The sequence below is a fragment of the Streptomyces sp. NPDC058308 genome (assembly GCF_042880275.1).
Lineage (GTDB): Bacteria > Actinomycetota > Actinomycetes > Streptomycetales > Streptomycetaceae > Streptomyces.
The window spans coordinates 71,439-90,229 of record NZ_JBHVZA010000023.1 but is presented as its reverse complement, the minus strand read 5'-3'; the positions used below and the strand labels follow the sequence as shown (position 1 = coordinate 90,229).

21 protein-coding genes are annotated in these 18,791 nt (G+C 72.2%); 8 read left to right on the top strand and 13 right to left on the bottom strand.

Going from position 1 to position 18,791, the window contains the following annotated elements:
* Positions 1-417 precede the first annotated feature (417 nt).
* On the top strand, positions 418-1,014 hold the full coding sequence (locus ACFVYL_RS27815; protein WP_389720525.1) for a hypothetical protein: 597 nt from the start codon (positions 418-420) through the stop codon (positions 1,012-1,014).
* A gap of 280 nt (positions 1,015-1,294) precedes the next feature.
* Here the strand turns inward: ACFVYL_RS27815 and ACFVYL_RS27810 are convergent, their stop codons facing one another.
* The gene (locus tag ACFVYL_RS27810) at positions 1,295-1,579 is read right to left on the bottom strand and encodes a hypothetical protein (RefSeq protein ID WP_389720522.1); all 285 of its coding nucleotides are present in this window, start codon (positions 1,577-1,579) and stop codon (positions 1,295-1,297) included.
* A gap of 116 nt (positions 1,580-1,695) precedes the next feature.
* Complete coding sequence (locus ACFVYL_RS27805) at positions 1,696-2,151, bottom strand: hypothetical protein (protein ID WP_389720519.1); 456 nt, start codon at positions 2,149-2,151, stop codon at positions 1,696-1,698.
* A 453-nt stretch (positions 2,152-2,604) separates the two neighbouring features.
* Between ACFVYL_RS27805 and ACFVYL_RS27800 the strand changes: the two genes are divergently transcribed.
* Positions 2,605-3,156, top strand: a complete 552-nt coding sequence (locus ACFVYL_RS27800; RefSeq protein WP_389720516.1) for a DUF5994 family protein — start codon at positions 2,605-2,607, stop codon at positions 3,154-3,156.
* On the top strand, positions 3,153-3,449 hold the full coding sequence (locus tag ACFVYL_RS27795; RefSeq protein WP_389720513.1) for a hypothetical protein: 297 nt from the start codon (positions 3,153-3,155) through the stop codon (positions 3,447-3,449). Before ACFVYL_RS27800 ends, ACFVYL_RS27795 begins: the two co-directional genes overlap by 4 nt.
* Positions 3,450-3,521: 72 nt before the next feature.
* Here the strand turns inward: ACFVYL_RS27795 and ACFVYL_RS27790 are convergent, their stop codons facing one another.
* The 3 genes from ACFVYL_RS27790 to ACFVYL_RS27780 form a co-directional block, all read right to left on the bottom strand.
* Positions 3,522-6,617, bottom strand: coding sequence for an AAA family ATPase (locus ACFVYL_RS27790; protein ID WP_389720510.1), 3,096 nt, complete (start codon positions 6,615-6,617; stop codon positions 3,522-3,524).
* Positions 6,614-7,777, bottom strand: a complete 1,164-nt coding sequence (locus ACFVYL_RS27785; protein ID WP_389720507.1) for an exonuclease SbcCD subunit D — start codon at positions 7,775-7,777, stop codon at positions 6,614-6,616. The genes ACFVYL_RS27790 and ACFVYL_RS27785 overlap by 4 nt, the downstream gene beginning before the upstream one ends.
* 111 nt (positions 7,778-7,888) lie before the next feature.
* Positions 7,889-8,515: a YigZ family protein gene (locus tag ACFVYL_RS27780; protein ID WP_389720505.1), complete on the bottom strand. Its 627-nt coding sequence runs from the start codon at positions 8,513-8,515 to the stop codon at positions 7,889-7,891.
* A 160-nt stretch (positions 8,516-8,675) separates the two neighbouring features.
* Here ACFVYL_RS27780 and ACFVYL_RS27775 point away from each other — a divergent pair, with 160 nt between their 5' ends.
* Positions 8,676-9,353: a 4'-phosphopantetheinyl transferase gene (locus ACFVYL_RS27775; RefSeq protein ID WP_389720721.1), complete on the top strand. Its 678-nt coding sequence runs from the start codon at positions 8,676-8,678 to the stop codon at positions 9,351-9,353.
* Between the two features lie 231 nt (positions 9,354-9,584).
* On the opposite strand, the gene ACFVYL_RS27770 is transcribed toward ACFVYL_RS27775, so the two are convergent.
* The gene (locus ACFVYL_RS27770) at positions 9,585-10,271 is read right to left on the bottom strand and encodes a transcriptional regulator (RefSeq protein WP_389720503.1); all 687 of its coding nucleotides are present in this window, start codon (positions 10,269-10,271) and stop codon (positions 9,585-9,587) included.
* A 163-nt stretch (positions 10,272-10,434) separates the two neighbouring features.
* Here ACFVYL_RS27770 and ACFVYL_RS27765 point away from each other — a divergent pair, with 163 nt between their 5' ends.
* On the top strand, positions 10,435-10,890 hold the full coding sequence (locus tag ACFVYL_RS27765; protein WP_150164242.1) for a tellurite resistance TerB family protein: 456 nt from the start codon (positions 10,435-10,437) through the stop codon (positions 10,888-10,890).
* 96 nt (positions 10,891-10,986) lie between these two features.
* On the opposite strand, the gene ACFVYL_RS27760 is transcribed toward ACFVYL_RS27765, so the two are convergent.
* Both ACFVYL_RS27760 and ACFVYL_RS27755 read right to left on the bottom strand, forming a co-directional pair.
* Positions 10,987-11,919, bottom strand: a complete 933-nt coding sequence (locus tag ACFVYL_RS27760; protein WP_389720501.1) for a M56 family metallopeptidase — start codon at positions 11,917-11,919, stop codon at positions 10,987-10,989.
* A 23-nt stretch (positions 11,920-11,942) separates the two neighbouring features.
* Positions 11,943-12,350, bottom strand: coding sequence for a BlaI/MecI/CopY family transcriptional regulator (locus tag ACFVYL_RS27755; RefSeq protein ID WP_389720499.1), 408 nt, complete (start codon positions 12,348-12,350; stop codon positions 11,943-11,945).
* A 150-nt stretch (positions 12,351-12,500) separates the two neighbouring features.
* Between ACFVYL_RS27755 and ACFVYL_RS27750 the strand changes: the two genes are divergently transcribed.
* Positions 12,501-13,076 (top strand): TerD family protein, encoded by a 576-nt coding sequence (locus ACFVYL_RS27750; RefSeq protein ID WP_389720496.1) that lies wholly within the window; start codon positions 12,501-12,503, stop codon positions 13,074-13,076.
* A 50-nt stretch (positions 13,077-13,126) separates the two neighbouring features.
* The gene (locus tag ACFVYL_RS27745) at positions 13,127-13,534 is read left to right on the top strand and encodes a CoA-binding protein (RefSeq protein ID WP_389720494.1); all 408 of its coding nucleotides are present in this window, start codon (positions 13,127-13,129) and stop codon (positions 13,532-13,534) included.
* A 40-nt stretch (positions 13,535-13,574) separates the two neighbouring features.
* Here ACFVYL_RS27745 and ACFVYL_RS27740 read toward each other — a convergent pair whose 3' ends face one another.
* A complete protein-coding gene (locus tag ACFVYL_RS27740) occupies positions 13,575-14,663 on the bottom strand; it encodes a PucR family transcriptional regulator (RefSeq protein WP_389720491.1) in 1,089 nt (362 codons plus the stop codon).
* A 129-nt stretch (positions 14,664-14,792) separates the two neighbouring features.
* On the opposite strand from ACFVYL_RS27740, the gene ACFVYL_RS27735 reads away from it, so the two are divergent.
* Positions 14,793-15,233, top strand: coding sequence for a nitroreductase family deazaflavin-dependent oxidoreductase (locus ACFVYL_RS27735; protein ID WP_389720488.1), 441 nt, complete (start codon positions 14,793-14,795; stop codon positions 15,231-15,233).
* A 30-nt stretch (positions 15,234-15,263) separates the two neighbouring features.
* On the opposite strand, the gene ACFVYL_RS27730 is transcribed toward ACFVYL_RS27735, so the two are convergent.
* From ACFVYL_RS27730 to ACFVYL_RS27715, 4 genes are all read right to left on the bottom strand, one after another.
* Positions 15,264-15,845, bottom strand: a complete 582-nt coding sequence (locus tag ACFVYL_RS27730; RefSeq protein WP_389720485.1) for a CGNR zinc finger domain-containing protein — start codon at positions 15,843-15,845, stop codon at positions 15,264-15,266.
* 51 nt (positions 15,846-15,896) lie between these two features.
* Entirely contained in the window at positions 15,897-17,066 is a 1,170-nt protein-coding gene (locus ACFVYL_RS27725) for a 12-oxophytodienoate reductase (protein ID WP_389720482.1), read from the bottom strand.
* Positions 17,067-17,146: 80 nt separating this feature from the next.
* Entirely contained in the window at positions 17,147-18,199 is a 1,053-nt protein-coding gene (locus ACFVYL_RS27720) for an LLM class flavin-dependent oxidoreductase (protein ID WP_389720479.1), read from the bottom strand.
* A complete protein-coding gene (locus ACFVYL_RS27715; protein WP_389720476.1) occupies positions 18,199-18,735 on the bottom strand; it encodes an SRPBCC family protein in 537 nt (178 codons plus the stop codon). The genes ACFVYL_RS27720 and ACFVYL_RS27715 overlap by 1 nt, the downstream gene beginning before the upstream one ends.
* Between the last annotated feature and the right edge of the window lie 56 nt (positions 18,736-18,791).

Genomic DNA, 18,791 nt, shown 5'->3' with positions numbered 1-18,791 from the left:
AAGGCCACAGAGCCATCACCACAAGCCAGACGTACCAATCGAGACGATCTCTTAGCCGGATAGGTGAAGCCCACACCGACCTAGCGGATCGGCGTGCGGCCGCAAGGCAAACGGGAAGAGATATCCGGAGGTCTCAGTGGAATTCAATCCGAGAGTCGAGAGTCATTATCTCCTCGCCTCGCGCCGATTTCGGGTGACCCCTCTCGGCGACCTGTCGGAACCGGCACCGAGGGACGTGCGGGCTGGCGCGGGCTGGTGCGGAGGTGACTTGCGGCCAAAGTTTGCTGATTCAGGCTATTTGAAGACATTTGATCAGCATTTGAGGTGTGTGCCGCGTTCCATCTTCCCTATGTTGAGAACTGTCAGGCGGAGCGTCTCTCCGCCTGAACAATCGAAGGAAGTAACACCATGCGCACCATGCGCACAACCACTGCCAGAACCTTCCTGATCGCCACGATCGCCGTAGCCGGCCTTACCGTGACGCCCGCTCTCGCCTCCGCCCAGCCGGGTATGGGCAGCGCCCGGGCCAGCGCCGCCGGGGCCCCGGGCAGTAACGGGGCCAACGGCGTTGGGGTCCTGGGTGGTATCGGTGGCCTCGGCGGCACGGGCGGCGCCGCGGGTTCCAACGGCAACGGAGGCAACGGAGGGGCCGGAGGCGATGCCAGCGGCGCCGCAAGTGTCGGCGGACTCGGCGGCACCGGCGGGGCCGGCGGCGCCAACGGCAACGGCGGCATCGGCGGCTCGGGTGGCGAGGCCAAGCTCGGCGGCACCGGCGGCAAGGGCGGCGTGGGCGGCGTCGGCGATGCCGGTACTGGTATCAACGGTGGCAAGGGCGGCAACGGCGGCACCGCCGTCGTCAGCGGCGGCCACATGGGCGGCACGGGTGGCGCCGGTGGCGCGGCCAGCCCGGTGTGCCCGGGTAAGCCCGGCGGCGACGGAACCGCCGCCACGACGCTCGCGAACGGCACCACCGGCGCCACAGGCGCTGCTGGCAAGACCACTCTCCCCTGCTGAGCACTGTCAGGCAGTCAACGGAGTACCGAAGCCCGGAAAGCGCCCGGTTGAGATTTCTCAGCCGGGCGCTTTCCGTCTCTGACGGAGATGTTTGACCGGTTATGGGGCCGCATCATGCGCAGGACTTGGACTTCATGCTGACACGGGTGATCTTGGTCGAGAACCCGTCCACCAGGAGCTTCGTCGTTGCACAGGACAGCCCAACTCCCGCTCAGCACCGCCAACTTGGAAAGGGCACAGTGCCGCCCTGCCAGCTCCTCGTAAGGTCGGCCCTGCTGGCTCAAAGGTCCCCGTTCATCCAGGTCAGGATCGTGAGCAGGGCCCACATCGCGGCGAAAATCCAGTCGAATCCCGACGTCCAGCGCCGCAACACGGTGCGGGTGATGATGATGGTGACAGCGATGCCCGCTCCCGCCGCCCAGTGCAGGACACGGCCGGTCGTCGCAAGAGCATCGTTGTTTCGGGCGTCCTCGACGAACAGGAACAGGAAGCCGACGAAAGCCGTGAGGAGAAGGGTGCCGATCACGGTCTCGGTGCGGTTTCCGGGTGACGAGCCGACCGCCATGCCGGAATGAGGGGGGCGCGAAGAGATCATAGGTCGAGGTCTTTCCGGAGCCGGTGACGATGGACGACCGAAGGGGCCGAGTACGAGAAGTACATTCGGCCCCTACGGCACAGGCGTCAGATGTGGTCGTGGACGTACTTCCATATCTGGTACTGAGCTTCGGCACCCGCGGCCTGCCAGGCCAGCTTGATCGGGTTGTACCAGGACAGGCCGTTGACCCAGTTCCGGAAGGTCGCGTACTTCCCGGCCGCCTTCTTTGCCGCCTTGACAACGGACGGGCCGGCCTTCTTGATGAGATTCCAGAACGTGCCGGCGACGGACGCACGGGCGGCGATGCGCTCCTCTTGGGTAGCGCTGCCGTCGGCCACGGCATGCAGGGCGGCCTCGGCTTCGGGGGCGAGTTCGGTGCGGAACTCCGGCACAGTCAGCAGGGTCCGGGCTTCGGCGGCCCCGAACTCGGACCCGGCCTCCGCGGCGGCGACGAGGTCCGTGGTGCGGCGATGTTCAACAGCCGAGGCGGCCGGCGCCGCGACACCAAAGGCGACTGCGGCCATTGCGGTGGCCGCACTCACTCGCAGGGTATTGCGCTTCACGTAACTCCTCCTTGTGTCTTTCACACGACGTGGGGCGGCCGTGATCTTTGACGGGAATGCGGCCGCTTTCATGCCGGTTGGAGTTACTTGATCACCGGCCCAGCGGACGCACCGTGAAGCAGCTCACAATGCAGCATCGGTATTTCCTTCAATGCGATATGACGCCCCTTCAACCATGCGGCTGCAAAGGGGAATGGAGACGGCTGCTGGCCGTTCCTCAGCCCTCACCAGGACCGCTCAGATGGCGACCGAGCGCACCCCGATGAGGGGCTGGACAGCACGGTCGCGCCGGACCAGCCACCGGCCTCCGGCGCAGGAGTACTGTGGATGGACCAGGGGCACTTCGTACTCCGGCATCCACGCGGGTCTCGTCCTCGGTGAACAACGGCATCGGGGACGACCACCGTGTCGCCCCGAAGACGGGTTCGCGTCATGACCGCGACCATCACCCTCACCACCCGCCCCTCTTCACCTCCCGCTGCCCGGGTGACGCTGCGGTCCCCGACGGGCCGCGGGCTGCTCGACGGCGCCTGGTGGCCCCGTTCGCGTGACCTGACCGCCGAACTCCCCGCTCTGGCGGACGTACTCGACCCGCTGTGGGGTCGCATCACCCGCATCGCCGTCAACCCGATGCTCTGGCCCGTCGTCCCGCGCAAGGTGACCCTCCGCGACCACGTGCTCAAGATCGGTTGGTTCACCCCCGAACTGGACCCTCACAAAGTGCTGTTGCTGTCGTACGGGACCGGCCGCTGGGACCTTCTGGTGATTCCGCCCGAGACGGATTCCGCGAGCGCGGCCCGGCTTATGACCGCCGCCGGCGACCCGGACGGATCTCCGCTGAGCGCCACCGCTCTCGTCGCCACCGAGATCGCACGCCACCACGACGCCATGAACGGCGAGCTCCCGCGGAACGTACAGGAGGCGTGGGAGTGCGAGGGCGGTGTGACCTCCATCCACGTCGGCCCCACAGCCACGGGGCAGTGATCACCGTCGACACCGCACTCACCGCAGCCGCCTTCCTGCTCCTGATCGCCACCGACGCGTACGTGATTCACCGCCTCAACGCGCAGCACGCCGAAAGGATCGCCTTGCGCACCTACAGCCGCACGCTGCCCGGCAGTCACACCCCCGTCGAACCAAAGGCCGGGGACACGCCGCCGCATCAGCCGCCCCCGCCGGTCTCCCCGGCTGATCGGCACGACCATCGCAACGGGGGGCGCGGGCGGTTCCCCGCGCGCCGCCGCCGCGACCGCACCACGCACAAGCAGCCCCGCTGAGCCAGGGCACGCGTCGGGGTGCGGAAAAGCAGGGAATGACAGCGAACGGTTCCGCACCGAGGGCCTGAGTCCTCAGACCACGCCCCGCTGCCGCACGGACGATCCCTCCCGCCCCTTCACGACCTCCAGCTGCGCGTGCACCCGCCGTCGCAGGTCAGCGACGTGGCTGACGATGCCGACGCTGCGGTCCCGCTCTCGCAGGGAATCCAGGACGTCCAGGACCTCGTCGAGGGTCTGGTCATCGAGGCTGCCGAAGCCCTCGTCGATGAAGAGTGTGTCCAGGCGGACGCCGCCCGCCTCATCGGTGACCACGTCGGCGAGGCCAAGGGCGAGGGCGAGGGAGGCGAAGAACGTTTCGCCGCCCGACAGCGTCGACGTGTCGCGCTCGCGGCCCGTCCAGGCGTCCACCACGTGCAGTCCGAGGCCCGAACGGCCGCGCCCCGTGCGGTCGTCGGAGTGCACGAGGGTGTAGCGGCCCGACGACATGCTCCGCAGCCGGGCGGTCGCGGCGGCGGCGACCTGTTCCAGACGGGCGGCGAGCACGTACGACTCCAGGCGCATCCGGCGTTCGTTGTCCGCCGAGGTGCCCGCGGCGAGACCGGCGAGCCGTGCCACTCGGTCGTGCTCGGCCCGCAAGGGCGCCAGCCTGCGCATCGCGGTGAGCGAACGGGCGGAGAGACGGTCCAGTTCGGCGCAGCGCCGGTCGGCCGCGTCCCGCGCGGAGGCGGCCTTCCGCAGGCGCAGACCCGCCGCCTCGGCGGCCTCGAGTGCGGCGGCCGGATCGGCGGGGGGCTGCTGCGCGGCGGCGGCCGTGTCCGGTTCGGCGAGGACGGCGCGCACCGCGGCTTCTTCGTTGCGCCAGGCGTCGATGCGATGCTGGATCTCGCGGTACCGGGCGTCGTCGAGGAGGGCGGCGGCCGCGGCCGCCGGCGTGTCGAACCCGGCGCGGTAGGCCGCGTCGGCGAGGCCGGCGTCCGCGGCCTTGAGCCGCTCGGCGGTGTCGGCGGCGGCGCGTGCGGCGTCCGCGGCCTCGGTGAGCAGGGCGGCCTGCTGCTCCAGTTGGGCGGCGCGGTCCGCGACACTGCCGCTGGCACCCCGGGCCCGGGTCAACTCGGCGTCCAGTGCTTCCTGTTCGCGTACCAGGGCGTCGCGCAGGGTGGCGCGGGACGCGGCGCGCCGCGCTGCCTCCTGCTGTCCGGCGAGCCGTCGTTCGTACTCGCCCTCGGCCTGGGCCAGCGCCTCCCTTGCGGCGTGCAGCCCGGAGGCGCGGTCGCGGGCCTCGGCGTGCGCGTGCAGCAACGCGTCGACGGCGCAGGCGAGTTCGTCGGTGGTGGGGTCCGTGTCGGGGTGGCCGTCGGCGTCCTCGGCATCGGCCGCGTCCGGAAGCGGGCCGCCGCGGGCGGCCGCCGTCGCCGCCGCGAGGGATTCGCGTACGTCCCCGAGGGTGCGTTCGGCCGCCTCGCGCGCCTCGTCGGCGCCGCGGTGGGCGGCGAGCGCCGCCTCTTCCGTCCGGCGGTCGACGTGCCCGGCGACCTTGCGTGTGGGGGCGGGGTGCTCCGTCGCGCCGCACACGGCGCAGGGCTCACCGTCGGCCAGGTGCGCGGCCAGTTCGGCGGCGATGCCGGTGAGGCGCTGTTCCTTGAGCGCGAGCCAGTGTTCGTGGGCGGCGGTTGCGGCCTCGCGGGCGGCGAGTGCGCGTTCCTGTGCCGCCGCGGCATCCTGGGCGAGGCGGTCGCGGCGGCGGGCCGCGGTCAGACGGGTCCGGGCCGGTTCGAGCCGTCCCGCCAACCGCTCGGCGCGGGTCGCGGCCTCCTGGGCGGACTCGATGCGCTCCTGGAGCGTGGCCCGGGTCGCCGCCCAGCCGTCGAGCCAGCCCGCCGCGTCCTGGAGCAGCTCGTCGTCGGCGCGCTCCTGACGGTCCAGCGTCGCGCGTTCGGCGGTGATCTCGGCGATCCGCCGCTCGGCGCGCCGGGCGGACGCGAGGCCTCCCAGCTCCTCGGCCGCCGTGCGCGCGGCGGCGGTGAGGCCGGCCGCGCCGGAGGCCGCGAACGTCCCGGGCAGTCGGCCACGCGCGTGTGCCTCCGCTTCCGTGGCGTGGCGGTGCTCGGCGTCGGCGGTGTCGCGCAGGCCGAGCGCGGGTGCGACCGTCTCGGCCTTGCGGGCCCGTTCCAGACGCTCCGCGAGCTCGCACTGCTCGTCCTCGCGCGCGTGGAGCGCCGCGGCCCGGGACCGCGCTTCGGCGAACCGGCCCTGCAGCCGGTCGAGTTCGCGTACGTCACCGAGCCGGCGCTCCGCGGCGGCCTGGGCGGATTCGGCTGCCGAGAGCGCGCACTGCGCGACAGTGAGGCGTTCACGGGCGCCCGCGCGGGCGACGGCGGCCCAGGTGAGGACCGCGTCGGCGAGACCCGGGTCGCCGGGGGCCGCGTCGGGCAGGGCCAGTTCGGCGCCCCGGCCGTCGTCTCCCGTGGCCTGCTGCATGCGGTGCGCGTCGGCGAGGAGCGCCGCGTCCCCGTCCTTGACCTCGGCCTCGGTGGTACGCCGCTGTTCGGCCAGGCGCTGCTCGACGGCGGCGAACCGCCGCGTGTCGAAGAGCCGTCCGAGCAGCTTGCCGCGCGCTTCCGCGTCCGCCCGCAGGAACCGGGCGAAGTCGCCCTGGGGCAACAGCACGACCTGGCAGAACTGCTCCTTGCTCATGCCGAGCAGTTGGCTGATCTCTTCACCGATCTCCTGGTGGGACCGGCTGAGGTCCTTCCAGCCGCCCGTGCCGCCGGACTCCGTGTCCCGAGCGGCCCCGGCGTCGTACTCGCGCAGCCAGCTCTGTGCCTTCTCCGTGGTGGTGCCCGTGCCGCGCTTCTTGGGGCGCGCCCACGGAGGCTGGCGGGTGATCTCCAAGCGCCGCCCGGCGACGGTGAGTTCGAGGCAGACCTCCGTGCGCGTGCCCTGCCGCGCGTGGTCGCTGCGCAACGTCATGCCCTGTCCGCTGCCCTGCCGGGCGCCCGGCACCGAGCCGTAGAGGGCATAGCACACGGCGTCCAGGACGGAGGTCTTGCCGGCGCCGGTCGGGCCGTGCAGCAGGAAGAGTCCGGCGGTGCTGAGGTCGTCGAAGTCGATGTCCTGGGTGGTACCGAAGGGCCCGAAGGCGGTGATGCGGAGCCGGTGGAGCCTCATCGGGCGACCTCGCGCAGGGTGTCGTCGGTGCGGACTGCGTCGAACGCGGACCGCAGCACTTCCCGCTCGTGCTCATCGGGCCCCGCGCCGCGCACGTGGGTCACGAAGTCCACGGCGATCTGCTGGTCGCTGCGGCCCTGGAGCCGCTGGGCATAGGAGACGTCCGGGTCGTCGGGGGCCCGGTCCGGGTCGAAGACGAGGCTGAGGGTGTGCGGGAAGCGCTCGCAGAGCCGTGCCATGGGGTCGTCCGGGCGCACCGCGTCGGTGAGGGTGGCCTCGACCCATGCTTCTTCGTGGCAGGTGAGGTCCGGGTCGTCGAGGAGGTCGTCGAGGGTGCCCCTGAGGCGGGCCAGCGGGCGCGGCACGGGGCAGTCGAGGCGCTCGGCGTCGATCTCCCCCTCGGGGCCGAGGTCGACGAGCCACATGCTCTTGCGGTGGTCGGCCTCGGAGAAGGAGTACGGCAGCGGGGAGCCGGAGTAGCGCACGCGGGCGCCAAGGGTCTGGCTGCCGTGCAGGTGGCCCAGTGCCGCGTAGTCGACGCCGTCGAAGACCGCGGACGGTACGGCGGCGACACCGCCTACGGTGATGTCCCGCTCGCTGTCGCTGGCCTGGCCGCCGGTGACGAAGGCGTGGGCGAGGACGACGGAGCGGGTGCCGGGCGCGCGGGTGGCCAGGTCGGCGCGCACCCGGTCCATGGCGGCGCCGATGACCGCCTCGTGCCCCGCCTTCTGGACCGCGAACTCGTCCTTGACCAGGGCCGGTTCGAGGTAGGGCAGGCCGTAGAAGGCCACGTCCCCGTGGGCGTCGGCGAGGATCACGGGCTCCGCGCAGGCGGCGGGGTCGGTGCGCAGGTGGATGCCGGCCCGGTCGATGAGGCCCGCGCCGACTCCGAGGCGGCGTGCCGAGTCGTGGTTCCCGGAGATCATGACGGTCGGCACGCCTAGGTCGGCCAGCCGGTGCAGGGCGTCGTCGAAGAGCTCGACGGCCGCGAGCGGCGGCACCGCCCTGTCGTACACGTCACCGGCCACCACGACGGCGTCCACGTCGCGCTCGCGCACGGTCGCCACCAGGTGGGCGATGAACGCGGCCTGGGCGTCGAGCATGTTCACGCGGTGGAACGATCGCCCCAGATGCCAGTCGGACGTGTGCAGCAGCCTCATGATTCACGAGACTAACGGGCGGGTCGGACATCACGGGCGGCCCCTCCCGCAACCGTTCCCCCTCAGGGTCCCCCGGTGCACGCTCGTCCGGGTGCCACCGTCGCGCGCGCGTCAGGCGTCCCCGTACGCCTCTCCCCCGAGCTCGAACGCCGCGCTGCCCGCGGTGGCGTCGGCCAGCCAGCTCCTGAAGGCCTCCACGTCGGCGTCGGGCAGGCCGATCTCGATCGTGACCGCGTCGCCGTAGCGCACGTCCCGTACCTCGCGGCCGGCCGTCCGCAGATCGTTCTGCACCTTGCCCGCACGCTGGTGGTCGACCGTGACGGTGGCGAGCCGGAAGCGGCGGCGGGTCACGGTGCCGAGTGTGTCGAGCGCCTCGCCGACCGCTCCTCCATAGGCGCGGATGAGACCGCCCGCGCCGAGTTTCACGCCTCCGTAGTAGCGGGTCACGACGGCGGCGACGTACCGCATGTCGCGGCGCATCAGCATCTGCAGCATGGGGACGCCCGCGGTGCCGCCGGGCTCGCCGTCGTCGCTCGCCTTCTGTACGGCGGCGTCGGCCCCGATGACGTAGGCGAAGCAGTTGTGGCTGGCGGTGGGGTGTTCCTTGCGGATGCGGGCGACGAAGTCCTGGGCCTCCCGTTCGGTGGCCGCGGGCGCCAGGGCACACAGGAAGCGCGAGCGGTTGATCTCGGTCTCGTGCACGCCCTCGCGGGCCACTGTGCGGTACTCGTCCTGCATCACGCCAGCGTATGCGCTCGTCGGTGGCCGGCCGCACCCGGGAGGGCGGCCGGGTGGCGTGGGCCACAGGACGCCCGTGTGCGGGGACCGCCCGGTACCGTGATCTCTCGTGACGTCACCTTCGATACCCGTACGCCAAGACCCGGGCCCCGCCGGGCCCTTGGCAACCCTGCTCGCCGGCGTGCCCGTCACGGTCGTCGAGACCCACCACGATCCGGCCGACGCCGTTCTCTTCCCCGAGGAGGAGGCGGTCGTCGCGAACGCGGTGGCCAAGCGGCGCAACGAGTTCACCACCGTGCGGCACTGCGCCCGTACGGCACTGGCCCGCATCGGTGTGCCGCCCGCGCCGATCCTGCCGGGACAGCGCGGGGCGCCGGGCTGGCCGGCCGGTGTCGTCGGCAGCATGACGCACTGCGCCGGGTACCGCGCGGCGGTCGTGGCACGCGCGGGCGAGGTGACCTCGCTCGGCATCGACGCGGAGCCGGGCGAGCCGCTGCGCGACCCCGACGTCCTGAACCTGGTGGCCGACGAGGCGGAGCGCACCGCGCTCGCCGCACTCGGCGCCCGGTATCCGGCCACGCCCTGGGACCGGCTGCTGTTCAGCGCCAAGGAGTCCGTCTACAAGACGTGGTTCCCCCTCACCGGCCGCTGGCTCGGTTTCGAGGACGCCCGGGTGGAGCTGACCCCGGACGGGACGTTCACCGCGCGGCTCCTGGTCGAGGGGCCCGTGGTGGAGGGCGTCGAGCTGACGGGGTTCTCCGGTCAGTGGGTCGTACGGGACGGGATCGCGGCGACGGCCATCGTCCTGCCGGTGACGTCGGCGCTGCCGGTCGGGTGAGCTGCCTCGCCCTGGGCCCTGTCGTCAAACTCCCGTCTGCCTCGCGACGCCTGGCACGCACGCTCGCCGCGTTGTCGGGCTCATCCCGGTACGCCCAGTACCGGGATGACCCTCCGCCTTGCGATCGCACGCACCAGACGCCGCGAGGCCGCCCTCCGGGCGAACGACGCGAGCTTGACGACAGGGCCTAGGCCCGGCGGCGCCGGTTCGCACTCGCCCGGCCGCGGCAGGTCAGCCCTTGACCTGCCCCTCGGCCTCGCTGCTCGCGAGCGTCTCCCAGAACATCTCTTCGTAGCGCCCCACCAGCGTGCCGAAGCGCAGGTGCGCCGTCGTCACACGGCCCCGGCCCAGACCGGCCCGCACCGCGGCGAGCGCCTGCCGGTCGAGGTCCGGTGCGGGCTCGGCGAAGAGGTCGAAGAATCCGCAGGCCTCGTCCGCGAAACCGTAGTGGTCGCGCAGCGCCCGGGCGATGGTCGCGCAGCTGCGGCCCCAGACCGCGAAGTTCGCGGTGAGGGCGAGGACGACGTCGGCCGGTTCGCCGTTCAGGGCGAGCCAGGCCACGTACGCCGGGTAGGCCTGGCAGCCCGCCTGCGGTTCGTACGTCGCCGCCTCGTCCTTGCTCACCGCGCAGGCGTCGAGCAACGGGGTGAGCCGTTCCCCGGCGAGGCTCTCGCCGTCGGCGAGGGTCTCGAAGAACGCGGCGGACTCCAGGTCCCTGGACTCGGCCGCGCGCCGCGCCAGGTGCTGGAAGGAGCGCCGGTCCGCGGGGATGACGTGCCGCTGCTCCAGCGCGAGGACGGCGAGCGTCCGCACGCGCGCCGAGCCGTCGGCGATGCGCGGGACGAGGGGGTTCGTGCCGGGATCGGGGGCGAGGCGGGCGGCCGTGGTCCGCAGGAGCTCTTGTGCCGTCGGAGTCATCGCGCGCACCTTCCGCTGGGCGGGAACCGGGCGGGAACTTCTCGGTCCGACTGCTAGTTTCTACTCTGCTGTAGAAATAGGCGAGGACCCGGACCTGCGCGCAGCGTACCGGGCCCCTTGTCCAACACCCCTGATACACCGATACGTTTACGGAGTTTTCCCCATGGCCCTGTGGGACCGCGTCAAGGAATCCGCATCGACGATGCAGACCCAGTTGATGGCGAAGAAGAACGACCTCAAGAGCGGCGCCTTCCGCGACGCGAGCATGGCGATGTGCGCCCTGGTGGCGGCCGCCGACGGCACCGTGGACCCGTCCGAGCGCCAGCGCGTGGCCCAGCTCATCGGCACGAACGAGGTCCTGCAGAACTTCCCCGCGGACGACCTGCGCCGCCGCTTCGACGAATACGTCGACAAGCTGACCGCCGACTTCGCCTTCGGCAAGGTCAGCGTTCTCCAGGAGGTCGCCAAGGCGAAGAAGAAGCCCGCGGAGGCCCGCGCGGTCATCCAGATCGGCATCGTCATCGGCGGCGCCGACGGCGACTTCGACAAGGACGAGCAGGCCGTCGTGCGGGAGGCGTGCTTCGCGCTCGACCTGCCGCCGCACGAGTTCGACCTCTAGGTCCTGTCGTCAAAAAACTCCCGCCTGCCCCGGGCTAACGACGCGAGTTTGACGACCGGGCTCAGGAACGCCGGTTCCGGCGCCGCGGCCACGCGTTCACAGCGGCGTGGCCGCGCGCAGGATGAGGACCATCGTGACGGCGGAGTTCGCCGAGGACATCGCGGAAACGGCGGTGCCGAAGGCCGCGGACCACAGGGCGAGCCCCACCGCCGTGAACACGGACGGACGGGTGCGCGCCGCCGGCGCCGGGGCGAGAAGCGCGGCGACCCGGCGCGGCACGGGCCCCGGGGCCGCGAGTCCCGCGAGGGTCGGCGCGGGCACGCCGCGCGAGACCAGGGCCGCCTTGCCGATCGCGCGGGCGACGACCCGGCGGTCCCGTACCTCGCGGGCGGCCGCCTCGTCGGCCCAGCGCTCCGCGGCGTAGGCGACGGAGGTGCGCAGCGGCCGCAGGAAGGGATTGGCGCGGGCCGCCAGCTGCGTCACGACCAGATGCCGGTGGTGGCGCGCGGACAGATGGGCCCGCTCGTGGGCGAACAGCGCGCGGCGCTCCGGGGCCGCGAGCCGGGCGAGCATGCCGGTGGTGACGACGACGCGGCCGCCGGCGCGCGACGGCAGGGCGTAGGCGTACGAGGCCTCGTCGGCGAGCACGGCGACGGAGCGGCCGCGCAGCCCGTCGAGGACGCGGCGCCCGCGCACCCGTACGCGCGCGTGCCGCCACAGGGTGTGCGCGCAGGCGGCGCAGACCGCGAGCAGGGCGGGGATCGCGACCTTCCCCGCGACCTCGTCATAGGGGACGGCCGCGCGCACCTCGGGGTCGGACCAGCCGTCCGGCAGGGGGTTGCCCGGCAGTTGGGCGGTGCCGACGACCATCAGGAGCGCCAGGCAGAGCGTGCTGCACAGGGCCATCACACCGGCGACCGCGGTGAGCAGCCGGGTCGCGGTGCGCGGGTGGAGGTGCTGCTCGGCGAGGCGGGCGATCGGCCACGCGGTCAGCGGCAGCACCAGCGGCAGGAAGACGAAGACGCCCATCAGTGGAGAACCCCCATCGGGCGTCAGTCGTCGGCCTCGGCGCCCGCCCGGCCGAGCAGTCCGCGCAGGAGCTGCTCGTCGTCGGGCGTGAGGGTCGTGACGAAGCTGGCGAGCACGGCCTCGCGGTCGCTCTCGCCGTCGAGCACCTTGCGCATGCGGAAGGCCGCGAGCCCCGCCTCGTCCGAGGCGGGCAGCCACGCGAACGACCGGCCGGCGCGTTCGCGGGTGACCGCGTTCTTCGCGAGGAGGCGGGTGAGGATGGTCATGACGGTCGTGTACGCGAGGTCGCCTCCGATGCGCTGCTGCACCCAGGCTGCACTGACGGGTCCGCGTGCGGCGTGCAGCGCGGCGAGCACCTGCGACTCCAGCTCGCCCTGCGCGCGGCGGCGCAGCCGCGGGGGCCGCTCGTCGTGCTCGTCGTGGTGCGTCATGCCCGGAAACCCTCCAGCCTCTGCGTACTCCACGGCGGACGGGGAGCGCCCTATCGTAACGGGGCACCGCCGCACGGCCCACTTCTACATTCCTGTAGATTTCGGGAAGCCAGCATCCAGTACCCAGAACACGGACCTCAGGAGGACATCGTGGGAGTTTCCCTGGCCAAGGGCGGCAACGTCTCGCTCAGCAAGGAGGCCCCGGGCCTCACCGCAGTACTGGTCGGCCTGGGATGGGACGTGCGCACCACGACCGGCACCGACTACGACCTCGACGCCAGCGCGCTGCTCTGCGACGACTCCGGCAAGGTCGTCTCCGACCAGCACTTCGTCTTCTACAACAACCTGACGAGCCCGGACGGCTCGGTCGAGCACACCGGCGACAACCTCACCGGTGAGGGCGAGGGCGACGACGAGGCCGTGAAGGTGAACCTCGCGCAGGTGCCCACGGACATCTCGAAGATCGTCTTCCCGGTCTCGATCCACGACGCCGAGAACCGCGGCCAGAGCTTCGGCCAGGTCCGCAACGCGTTCATCCGCGTGGTGAACCAGGCGGACGGCGTCGAGATCGCCCGCTACGACCTGTCCGAGGACGCCTCGACGGAGACCGCCATGGTCTTCGGCGAGCTCTACCGGCACGGGGCGGAGTGGAAATTCCGCGCGGTCGGCCAGGGTTACGCCAGTGGGCTGCGCGGCATCGCGTCGGACTTCGGTGTGAACGTCTGACCCGCGCGCGGCCTTAACGGCATCCGGCCGCGATCCAGAGGAGGCAGGTCATGTACGGCGACCAGGAAACGGTGCGCAAGATCCTGACGGAGCTCGGCGACACCTGGGCCGTCGTGGGCCTGTCCAACAACCAGGACCGGGCCGCGCACGGGGTCGCGGCCGTGCTGCAGCGCTTCGGCAAGCGGGTCGTACCGGTCCATCCCAAGGCCGAGACGGTCCACGGCGAACAGGGATATCCGTCCCTGTCCGCCGTGCCGTTCCCGGTCGACGTGGTCGACGTGTTCGTCAACAGCGCGCTTGCGGGTCCGGTCGCCGACGAGGCGGTCGCCGCCGGCGCGCGGGCGGTCTGGTTCCAGCTCGGCGTGGTCGACGAGGCGGCGTACGACAGGACCCGCGCGGCGGGCCTGGAGATGGTCATGAACCGCTGCCCCGCCATCGAGATCCCGCAGCTGGACTAGCAACTGGGCCAGGCCGCGTCCGCCCGGCGTACCGACGCGATCAGAACTGCTTGCCGGGCCAGTCGAGCAGTCGTGCACCGATCACCGCGGTCTGCAGCGTGTAGCGGTGCATGGGATCGGCCGGGCTGGCTCCGGTGAGCTTGTGGATGCGGTCGAGGCGGTAGGTCAGGGCGCGCACGCTCAGCGACAGGCGGCGGGCCGCCTCCGCCGCGACACACCCCGCGTCGAAGAACGCGGCGAGGGTGTCGATGAGGGGCTGCGCCCCGCCGCGGGCCTGCCGCAGCGGTCCGAGCGTATGGACCACCAGATCGGCCATGGCCTGCCGGTCGCGGGTCAGCACGGGGTAGACGAGCAGGTCGGCGGCGTGCAGCACCGGTCCGTCGAGCTCCAGGCGTGCGGCCAGGTCCAGGCCGCCCAGCGCCTCCTCGTAGGACTGGACGACGCCGCCGGGGCCGGGCTGCGGGCGGCCGATGACGACGCGCCCGCCGTCGGTGGCCGCGTACGCGCGCTTGGCGAAGAACGTGAGGACCTCGCGCTGGTCACCGGGGGCGATGCAGACGAGCCGGCCGTCCTTGGTGGTGACCAGGATGCTGCGGCCGCCGAACCGGCCGATCAGCGCGCGCTCGACCTCGCGGGCGACGGTGTCCCCCTCCTCGTAGCCACTGGCGCCCTGGGCGACGGCGACCGCGTGTTCGTAGGAGAGGCGCAGCCCGAAGCGTTCCGCGCGCTCGGCGAGCAGGCCCAGGTCGCTGCGGCCGTGCAGCAGGTCGTCGATGAACTCCCGCCGGGCGGCCTCCTCCTGACGGACCGCGAGGCGCTGGGCCCGTTCGTACCCCTCGGCGAGGGCGTCCACGGCCTGCCCGGCCGCGGCCAGCACGCTGTCCACCGAGGCCGCCCCGGCGGCCGGCCAGTACGCCCGCGTCGCCGCCAGGTGCGCACGCACCAGCGCCCGCAGTCCGAGCCCGGCGTCGGCGGCTCGCTCCCCGAGCACGCGCCGCGACTCCAACTCCTCGCGGGTCAGCCTGCGCCCGGTCGCCGCGGCGGCGGCCAGGATGCCTGCATAGCCGTCGAGGTACTCCTCGGGTATGTCCGGCCCCGCCACGTCCACTCCCGCTGTCGACTGAATCATTTGGGTACTTTCTAACGCACAAGGGACCGGAACCCGTCGGCAGGGGGCGCGTAGTCCCTGAGCGACTGATGGCGTGAACTGGCTGTCACGGGGCGTAACAACACGCAGGCGCAGGCCGATGTGGAAGGTATGCCTCTGACTGGAGAATACGAGCCCGGTACCTGGGACTGGGCGAGCAAGCAGGTCGATGTGTACGAGCGCTCCGGCGGTACGGAGGGGACGACCATGAAGGGAAAGCCGGTCGTCGTGCTGACCTCGGTCGGCGCCAAGAGCGGGAAGCTCCGCAAGAATCCCCTGATGCGCGTCGAACACGCCGGGGAGTACGCCGTGGTGGCGTCGAAGGGCGGTGATCCCGCCAACCCGTCCTGGTACCACAACCTGATCTCCCAGCCGCATGTGGAGCTGCAGGACGGCACGGTGAAGCGGGACTACCGCGCGCGGGTCGCCTCCGGCGAGGAGCGGGAGCTCTGGTGGGAGCGCGCGGTGGCGGTCTGGCCGGACTACGCCGAGTACCAGAAGAAGACGTCCCGCGAGATCCCGCTCTTCGTCCTGAGCCCGATCGAGTCCTGACCCCGCGCGGCAGCCGCCGCGTCCCCGGGCCTACCGCTCCCGCTGCCGGGCGCGGTAGGCCCGCAGATTCGCCGTGTTGCCGCACGTCTTGACGTCGTGCCAGACGCCGCTGTTGTTGCGGGACCGGTCGTAGAAGGCGACGCGGCAGAGCGGGTTGCGGCAGGACTTCAGCCGCCGTGCGGTGTCCGCCCGCTGCCCCTCGTACATCTCCGCGAGGATCACCGCGACCAGGTGGTGCCGACCGCTGCCGCGGGGTTCCAGGCGTACGACACCGTCCTCGCCGAGTCGCAGCGCGGTCGCGGCGGAGAGCTCCGGGACCGGCGCCGGCTCCCCGGTCCCGGCGCCCCGCGCCGCGACCTCCCGCAGACCGTCGCGCACAGCACGGAGCTCGCGCAGCCCTTCGGCGTCCAGGGTCACCCGGGGCGCGGACCGGCCGGTGACGTCCGCCCACGCGGCCGCCGCCTCGTCCGCCCAGGCCTGCGCGTCGGCAACGCCGGCGAGCAGGTCCCGGTGCTCGGGCCCGGCGGCGACGGTGTTGAGCAGGTCCTGGACGAGTCCGAGGCCGCCGGGCGCGGCCTCCAGGCGGTAGCGCTCGGTCGCCGACCAGGTCATCGTGGCTCACTCTCCGGGGTTCGTACGAGGGCGTTTCACTCTGTCACGTCCTCACACCAGGTCGCTGAGGAGCGCGGCGTCGTAGGGCACGGCTTCGTCGAGGCGGCCGGTGAGCGCCTTCGCGGGCCATTCTGGGTCGGCGATGAGCGCGCGGGCGACCGCGACGAGGTCGAACTCGTCGCGCTCCAGACGGTCGAGCAGCGGGGCGATGCCGGTGACCCCGGATCGCTGGGTCCGCCCCGGCGCGCCCGCGAACTGCTGGTCGAGGCCGATGGAGCCGACCGTGATCGACGGCTTGCCGGTGAGCTTCTTCGTCCAGCCCGCGAGGTTCAGGTCGCTGCCGTCGAACTCCGGGAGCCAGTAGCGGCGCGTCGAGGCGTGGAAGGCGTCCGCTCCCGCTTCGGCCAGCGGGGCGAGAAGCGCCTCCAGGTCCTGGGGGCGTTCGGCGATCCGCGCGTCGTAGCGGTCGGTCTTCCACTGCGAGAGCCGGAACAGGACAGGGAATCCGGGCGAGACCGCGCCCCGCACGGCGGCGACGATCTCGGCGGCGAACCGGGCGCGGGATGCGGGGCCGCCGCCGTAGGCATCGGTGCGGGCGTTGGTGGTGCGCCACAGAAAACTGTCGATCAAATAGCCGTGGGCGCCGTGCAGTTCAACGCCGTCGAAGCCAATGCGTTCGGCGGCGGCCGCGGCCTCGGCGAAGGCGTGGACGACCGCGTCGATGTCGTCGAGGGTCATGGCTCTGCCGTACTCGCACCCGTCGAGGTCGAGACCGGAAGGGCCTTCCGCGAGGACGCCGGGCCGCGGCCCGGCGTCCGTCCGCAGCACACCGGTGTGCCAGAGCTGGGGCATGATCCGCCCGCCCGCCTCGTGCACCCGCTCGGCCACCCGCGCCCAGCCGGTCAGCGCCCGCTCGCCGTGGAAGTGCGGCACCCTGTCGTACGCGGCGGCCGCGTCCCGTCGTACGTACGTGCCTTCGGTGACGATCAGGCCCGCGCCCCCGGCCGCCCGCCGCGCGTAGTACGCGGCGACGTCCTCGCCGGGCACGCCGTCCGGCGAGAAGCGCCGGGTCACGGCCGCCATCGCGATGCGGTTGCGCAGTGTCAGGTCGCCGAGGGTGAAGGGCCGGCCCAACAGGCGTGCGGCGCGCGACGCCTGGCCCCGCGAGGTTTCGCTCCGGGCGCCCGCCTCAGCGGGTCGCGCCGTCTCCACAGTCTCCATCGCAGGTTCCTCTGCTCTTGAGTACGAGAACTATGAAAGAAGCGTAACCCCTTTACCTCTGTCACCTGCGGTGAGCTGGATCACGCGGCATCCAGCTCGCGCACGAGACCGATCGCCCGGCCCAGCGTGTCGAGGCGCGCGTCGAGCGTGTCGCCCGCCGGGTAGAACCGCACCGTGTCCACGCCGGCCGCGCGCCAGACCCGCAGCCGCTCGCGCACCATCTCCTCGGTGCCGATCAGCGTGGTCGCGAGGACCATCTCGTCGGTGACGAGGCCGGCCGCGCCGTCGCGGTCGCCCGCCTGCCAGCGCTCACGGACCTCGGCGGCCACTTCGGCCCAGCCCTGCCTGCTGTAGGCGCTGTTGTAGAAGTTGGTCGTGGCGGAGCCCATCCCGCCGAGGCTGAAGGCGAGTTCCTTCTTGCGTCCGGCGACCATCGCGCGCAGCCCCTCCTCGTCGTCCGCGAACGCCACTTCGGCGCCCTGGCAGATGTCGAGGTCGGCGCGGGTGCGCCCGGACGCGCCGAGCCCCTCGTCCAGGTGGTCGAAGTACGCCTCCTTGGCGCCCTCCGGCACGAAACTGGTGCCGAGCCAGCCGTCCGCGACCTCGCCCGTCAGCCGGAGCATCTTCGGGGAGAGGGTGGCGAGATAGACCGGCAGGTCGTACTCGGCGCGCAGCGACAGGCGCATCGGCCTGGCCTCGCCGCCCGGCAGCGGGACGGTGAACTCCCGTCCTTCATGGACGATCTTCTCGCCCGACGCCGCCCGGCGGACGATCTCCACGGTCTCCCGCATCCGGGAGAGCGGGCGCGCGAACGGTACGCCGTGCAGCCCTTCGATCACCTGCGGCCCCGAAGGCCCGAGACCCAGCAGGAAACGTCCTTCGGAGATCTGCGAGAGCGTGAGGGCGGCCCGGGCGATGGCGACGGGGCTGCGGGTGGCGAGCTGGATAATGCCGGAGCCCAGCAGCATCCGTTCGGTGCGGGCCGCCAGGTAGCCGAGCGGGGACGGCGCCTCGGAACCCCACGCCTCCGCCACCCAGCAGATGTCCATGCCGAGCTTCTCGGCCTCGGTGACGAAGTCGACGGTCTCCCGCCAATTCGCCCCGGACGCCTCGACCGTCGTCGACGTACGCATCACGCACGCACCCCTGCCACGGTCTGCTCGCCCTCGGCCAGCGCCTTGATCGCGCCGACCGTGGCCGCCATGCCCCGCTCGAACTCCCTCAGCCGTACGAACACGATCTTCTGCTCCTTGTCCGGCATCCGCTCGATCGCGAGGGAGAGCCCGGAGCGGCCCGGGCCCAGCCGCACCCACTGCGTCAGGAGCGTGCCGCCGTCCTGCTGCGCCGCGAGCCCGAACCGCCAGAGGGCGCCGGGCCGTTCGAGGTCGCCCACCGCCCAGGCGAACTCGAGCGGCGCCTCGCACGCCACGATGTGCGACGTGGTCTCCCACTCCCCCAGGGACTCATGACGGCTGCGCCCGGTGAACCGCGCGCCGGGCGCGGGGCCCGTCACGCCGTCCAGCCAGGCGACCGACTCCAATTCGCCGCTCAGCGCGGGCATCAGGCCGATGTCCGAGACCAGTTCCCACACCTGTTCCGGCGAGGCGGCGATCCGCTCGCCCACCTCGACCGTCGGTCCGTCCGCGTAACGCGCGCCTGTCCACTCCATTGTCGATCACCCTCCGGGTCGTGCTCGCCTGAGCTTGGGAGTCCTGGCTGGCTACC

Excerpts from the sequence above, each read along its gene's own strand:
- ACFVYL_RS27765 (WP_150164242.1), top strand. The coding sequence starts at position 10,435 with ATGGCCCTGTGGGACCGCGTCAAGGAATCCGCATCGACGATGCAGACC.
- ACFVYL_RS27740 (WP_389720491.1), bottom strand. The coding sequence starts at position 14,663 with ATGATTCAGTCGACAGCGGGAGTGGACGTGGCGGGGCCGGACATACCC.
- ACFVYL_RS27755 (WP_389720499.1), bottom strand. The coding sequence starts at position 12,350 with ATGACGCACCACGACGAGCACGACGAGCGGCCCCCGCGGCTGCGCCGC.
- ACFVYL_RS27760 (WP_389720501.1), bottom strand. The coding sequence starts at position 11,919 with ATGGGCGTCTTCGTCTTCCTGCCGCTGGTGCTGCCGCTGACCGCGTGG.
- ACFVYL_RS27715 (WP_389720476.1), bottom strand. The coding sequence starts at position 18,735 with ATGGAGTGGACAGGCGCGCGTTACGCGGACGGACCGACGGTCGAGGTG.
- ACFVYL_RS27785 (WP_389720507.1), bottom strand. The coding sequence starts at position 7,777 with ATGAGGCTGCTGCACACGTCCGACTGGCATCTGGGGCGATCGTTCCAC.
- ACFVYL_RS27720 (WP_389720479.1), bottom strand. The coding sequence starts at position 18,199 with ATGCGTACGTCGACGACGGTCGAGGCGTCCGGGGCGAATTGGCGGGAG.
- ACFVYL_RS27735 (WP_389720488.1), top strand. The coding sequence starts at position 14,793 with ATGCCTCTGACTGGAGAATACGAGCCCGGTACCTGGGACTGGGCGAGC.
- ACFVYL_RS27770 (WP_389720503.1), bottom strand. The coding sequence starts at position 10,271 with ATGACTCCGACGGCACAAGAGCTCCTGCGGACCACGGCCGCCCGCCTC.
- ACFVYL_RS27815 (WP_389720525.1), top strand. The coding sequence starts at position 418 with ATGCGCACAACCACTGCCAGAACCTTCCTGATCGCCACGATCGCCGTA.
- ACFVYL_RS27790 (WP_389720510.1), bottom strand. The coding sequence starts at position 6,617 with ATGAGGCTCCACCGGCTCCGCATCACCGCCTTCGGGCCCTTCGGTACC.
- ACFVYL_RS27800 (WP_389720516.1), top strand. The coding sequence starts at position 2,605 with ATGACCGCGACCATCACCCTCACCACCCGCCCCTCTTCACCTCCCGCT.
- ACFVYL_RS27730 (WP_389720485.1), bottom strand. The coding sequence starts at position 15,845 with ATGACCTGGTCGGCGACCGAGCGCTACCGCCTGGAGGCCGCGCCCGGC.
- ACFVYL_RS27725 (WP_389720482.1), bottom strand. The coding sequence starts at position 17,066 with ATGGAGACTGTGGAGACGGCGCGACCCGCTGAGGCGGGCGCCCGGAGC.
- ACFVYL_RS27810 (WP_389720522.1), bottom strand. The coding sequence starts at position 1,579 with ATGGCGGTCGGCTCGTCACCCGGAAACCGCACCGAGACCGTGATCGGC.
- ACFVYL_RS27780 (WP_389720505.1), bottom strand. The coding sequence starts at position 8,515 with ATGCAGGACGAGTACCGCACAGTGGCCCGCGAGGGCGTGCACGAGACC.
- ACFVYL_RS27745 (WP_389720494.1), top strand. The coding sequence starts at position 13,127 with ATGTACGGCGACCAGGAAACGGTGCGCAAGATCCTGACGGAGCTCGGC.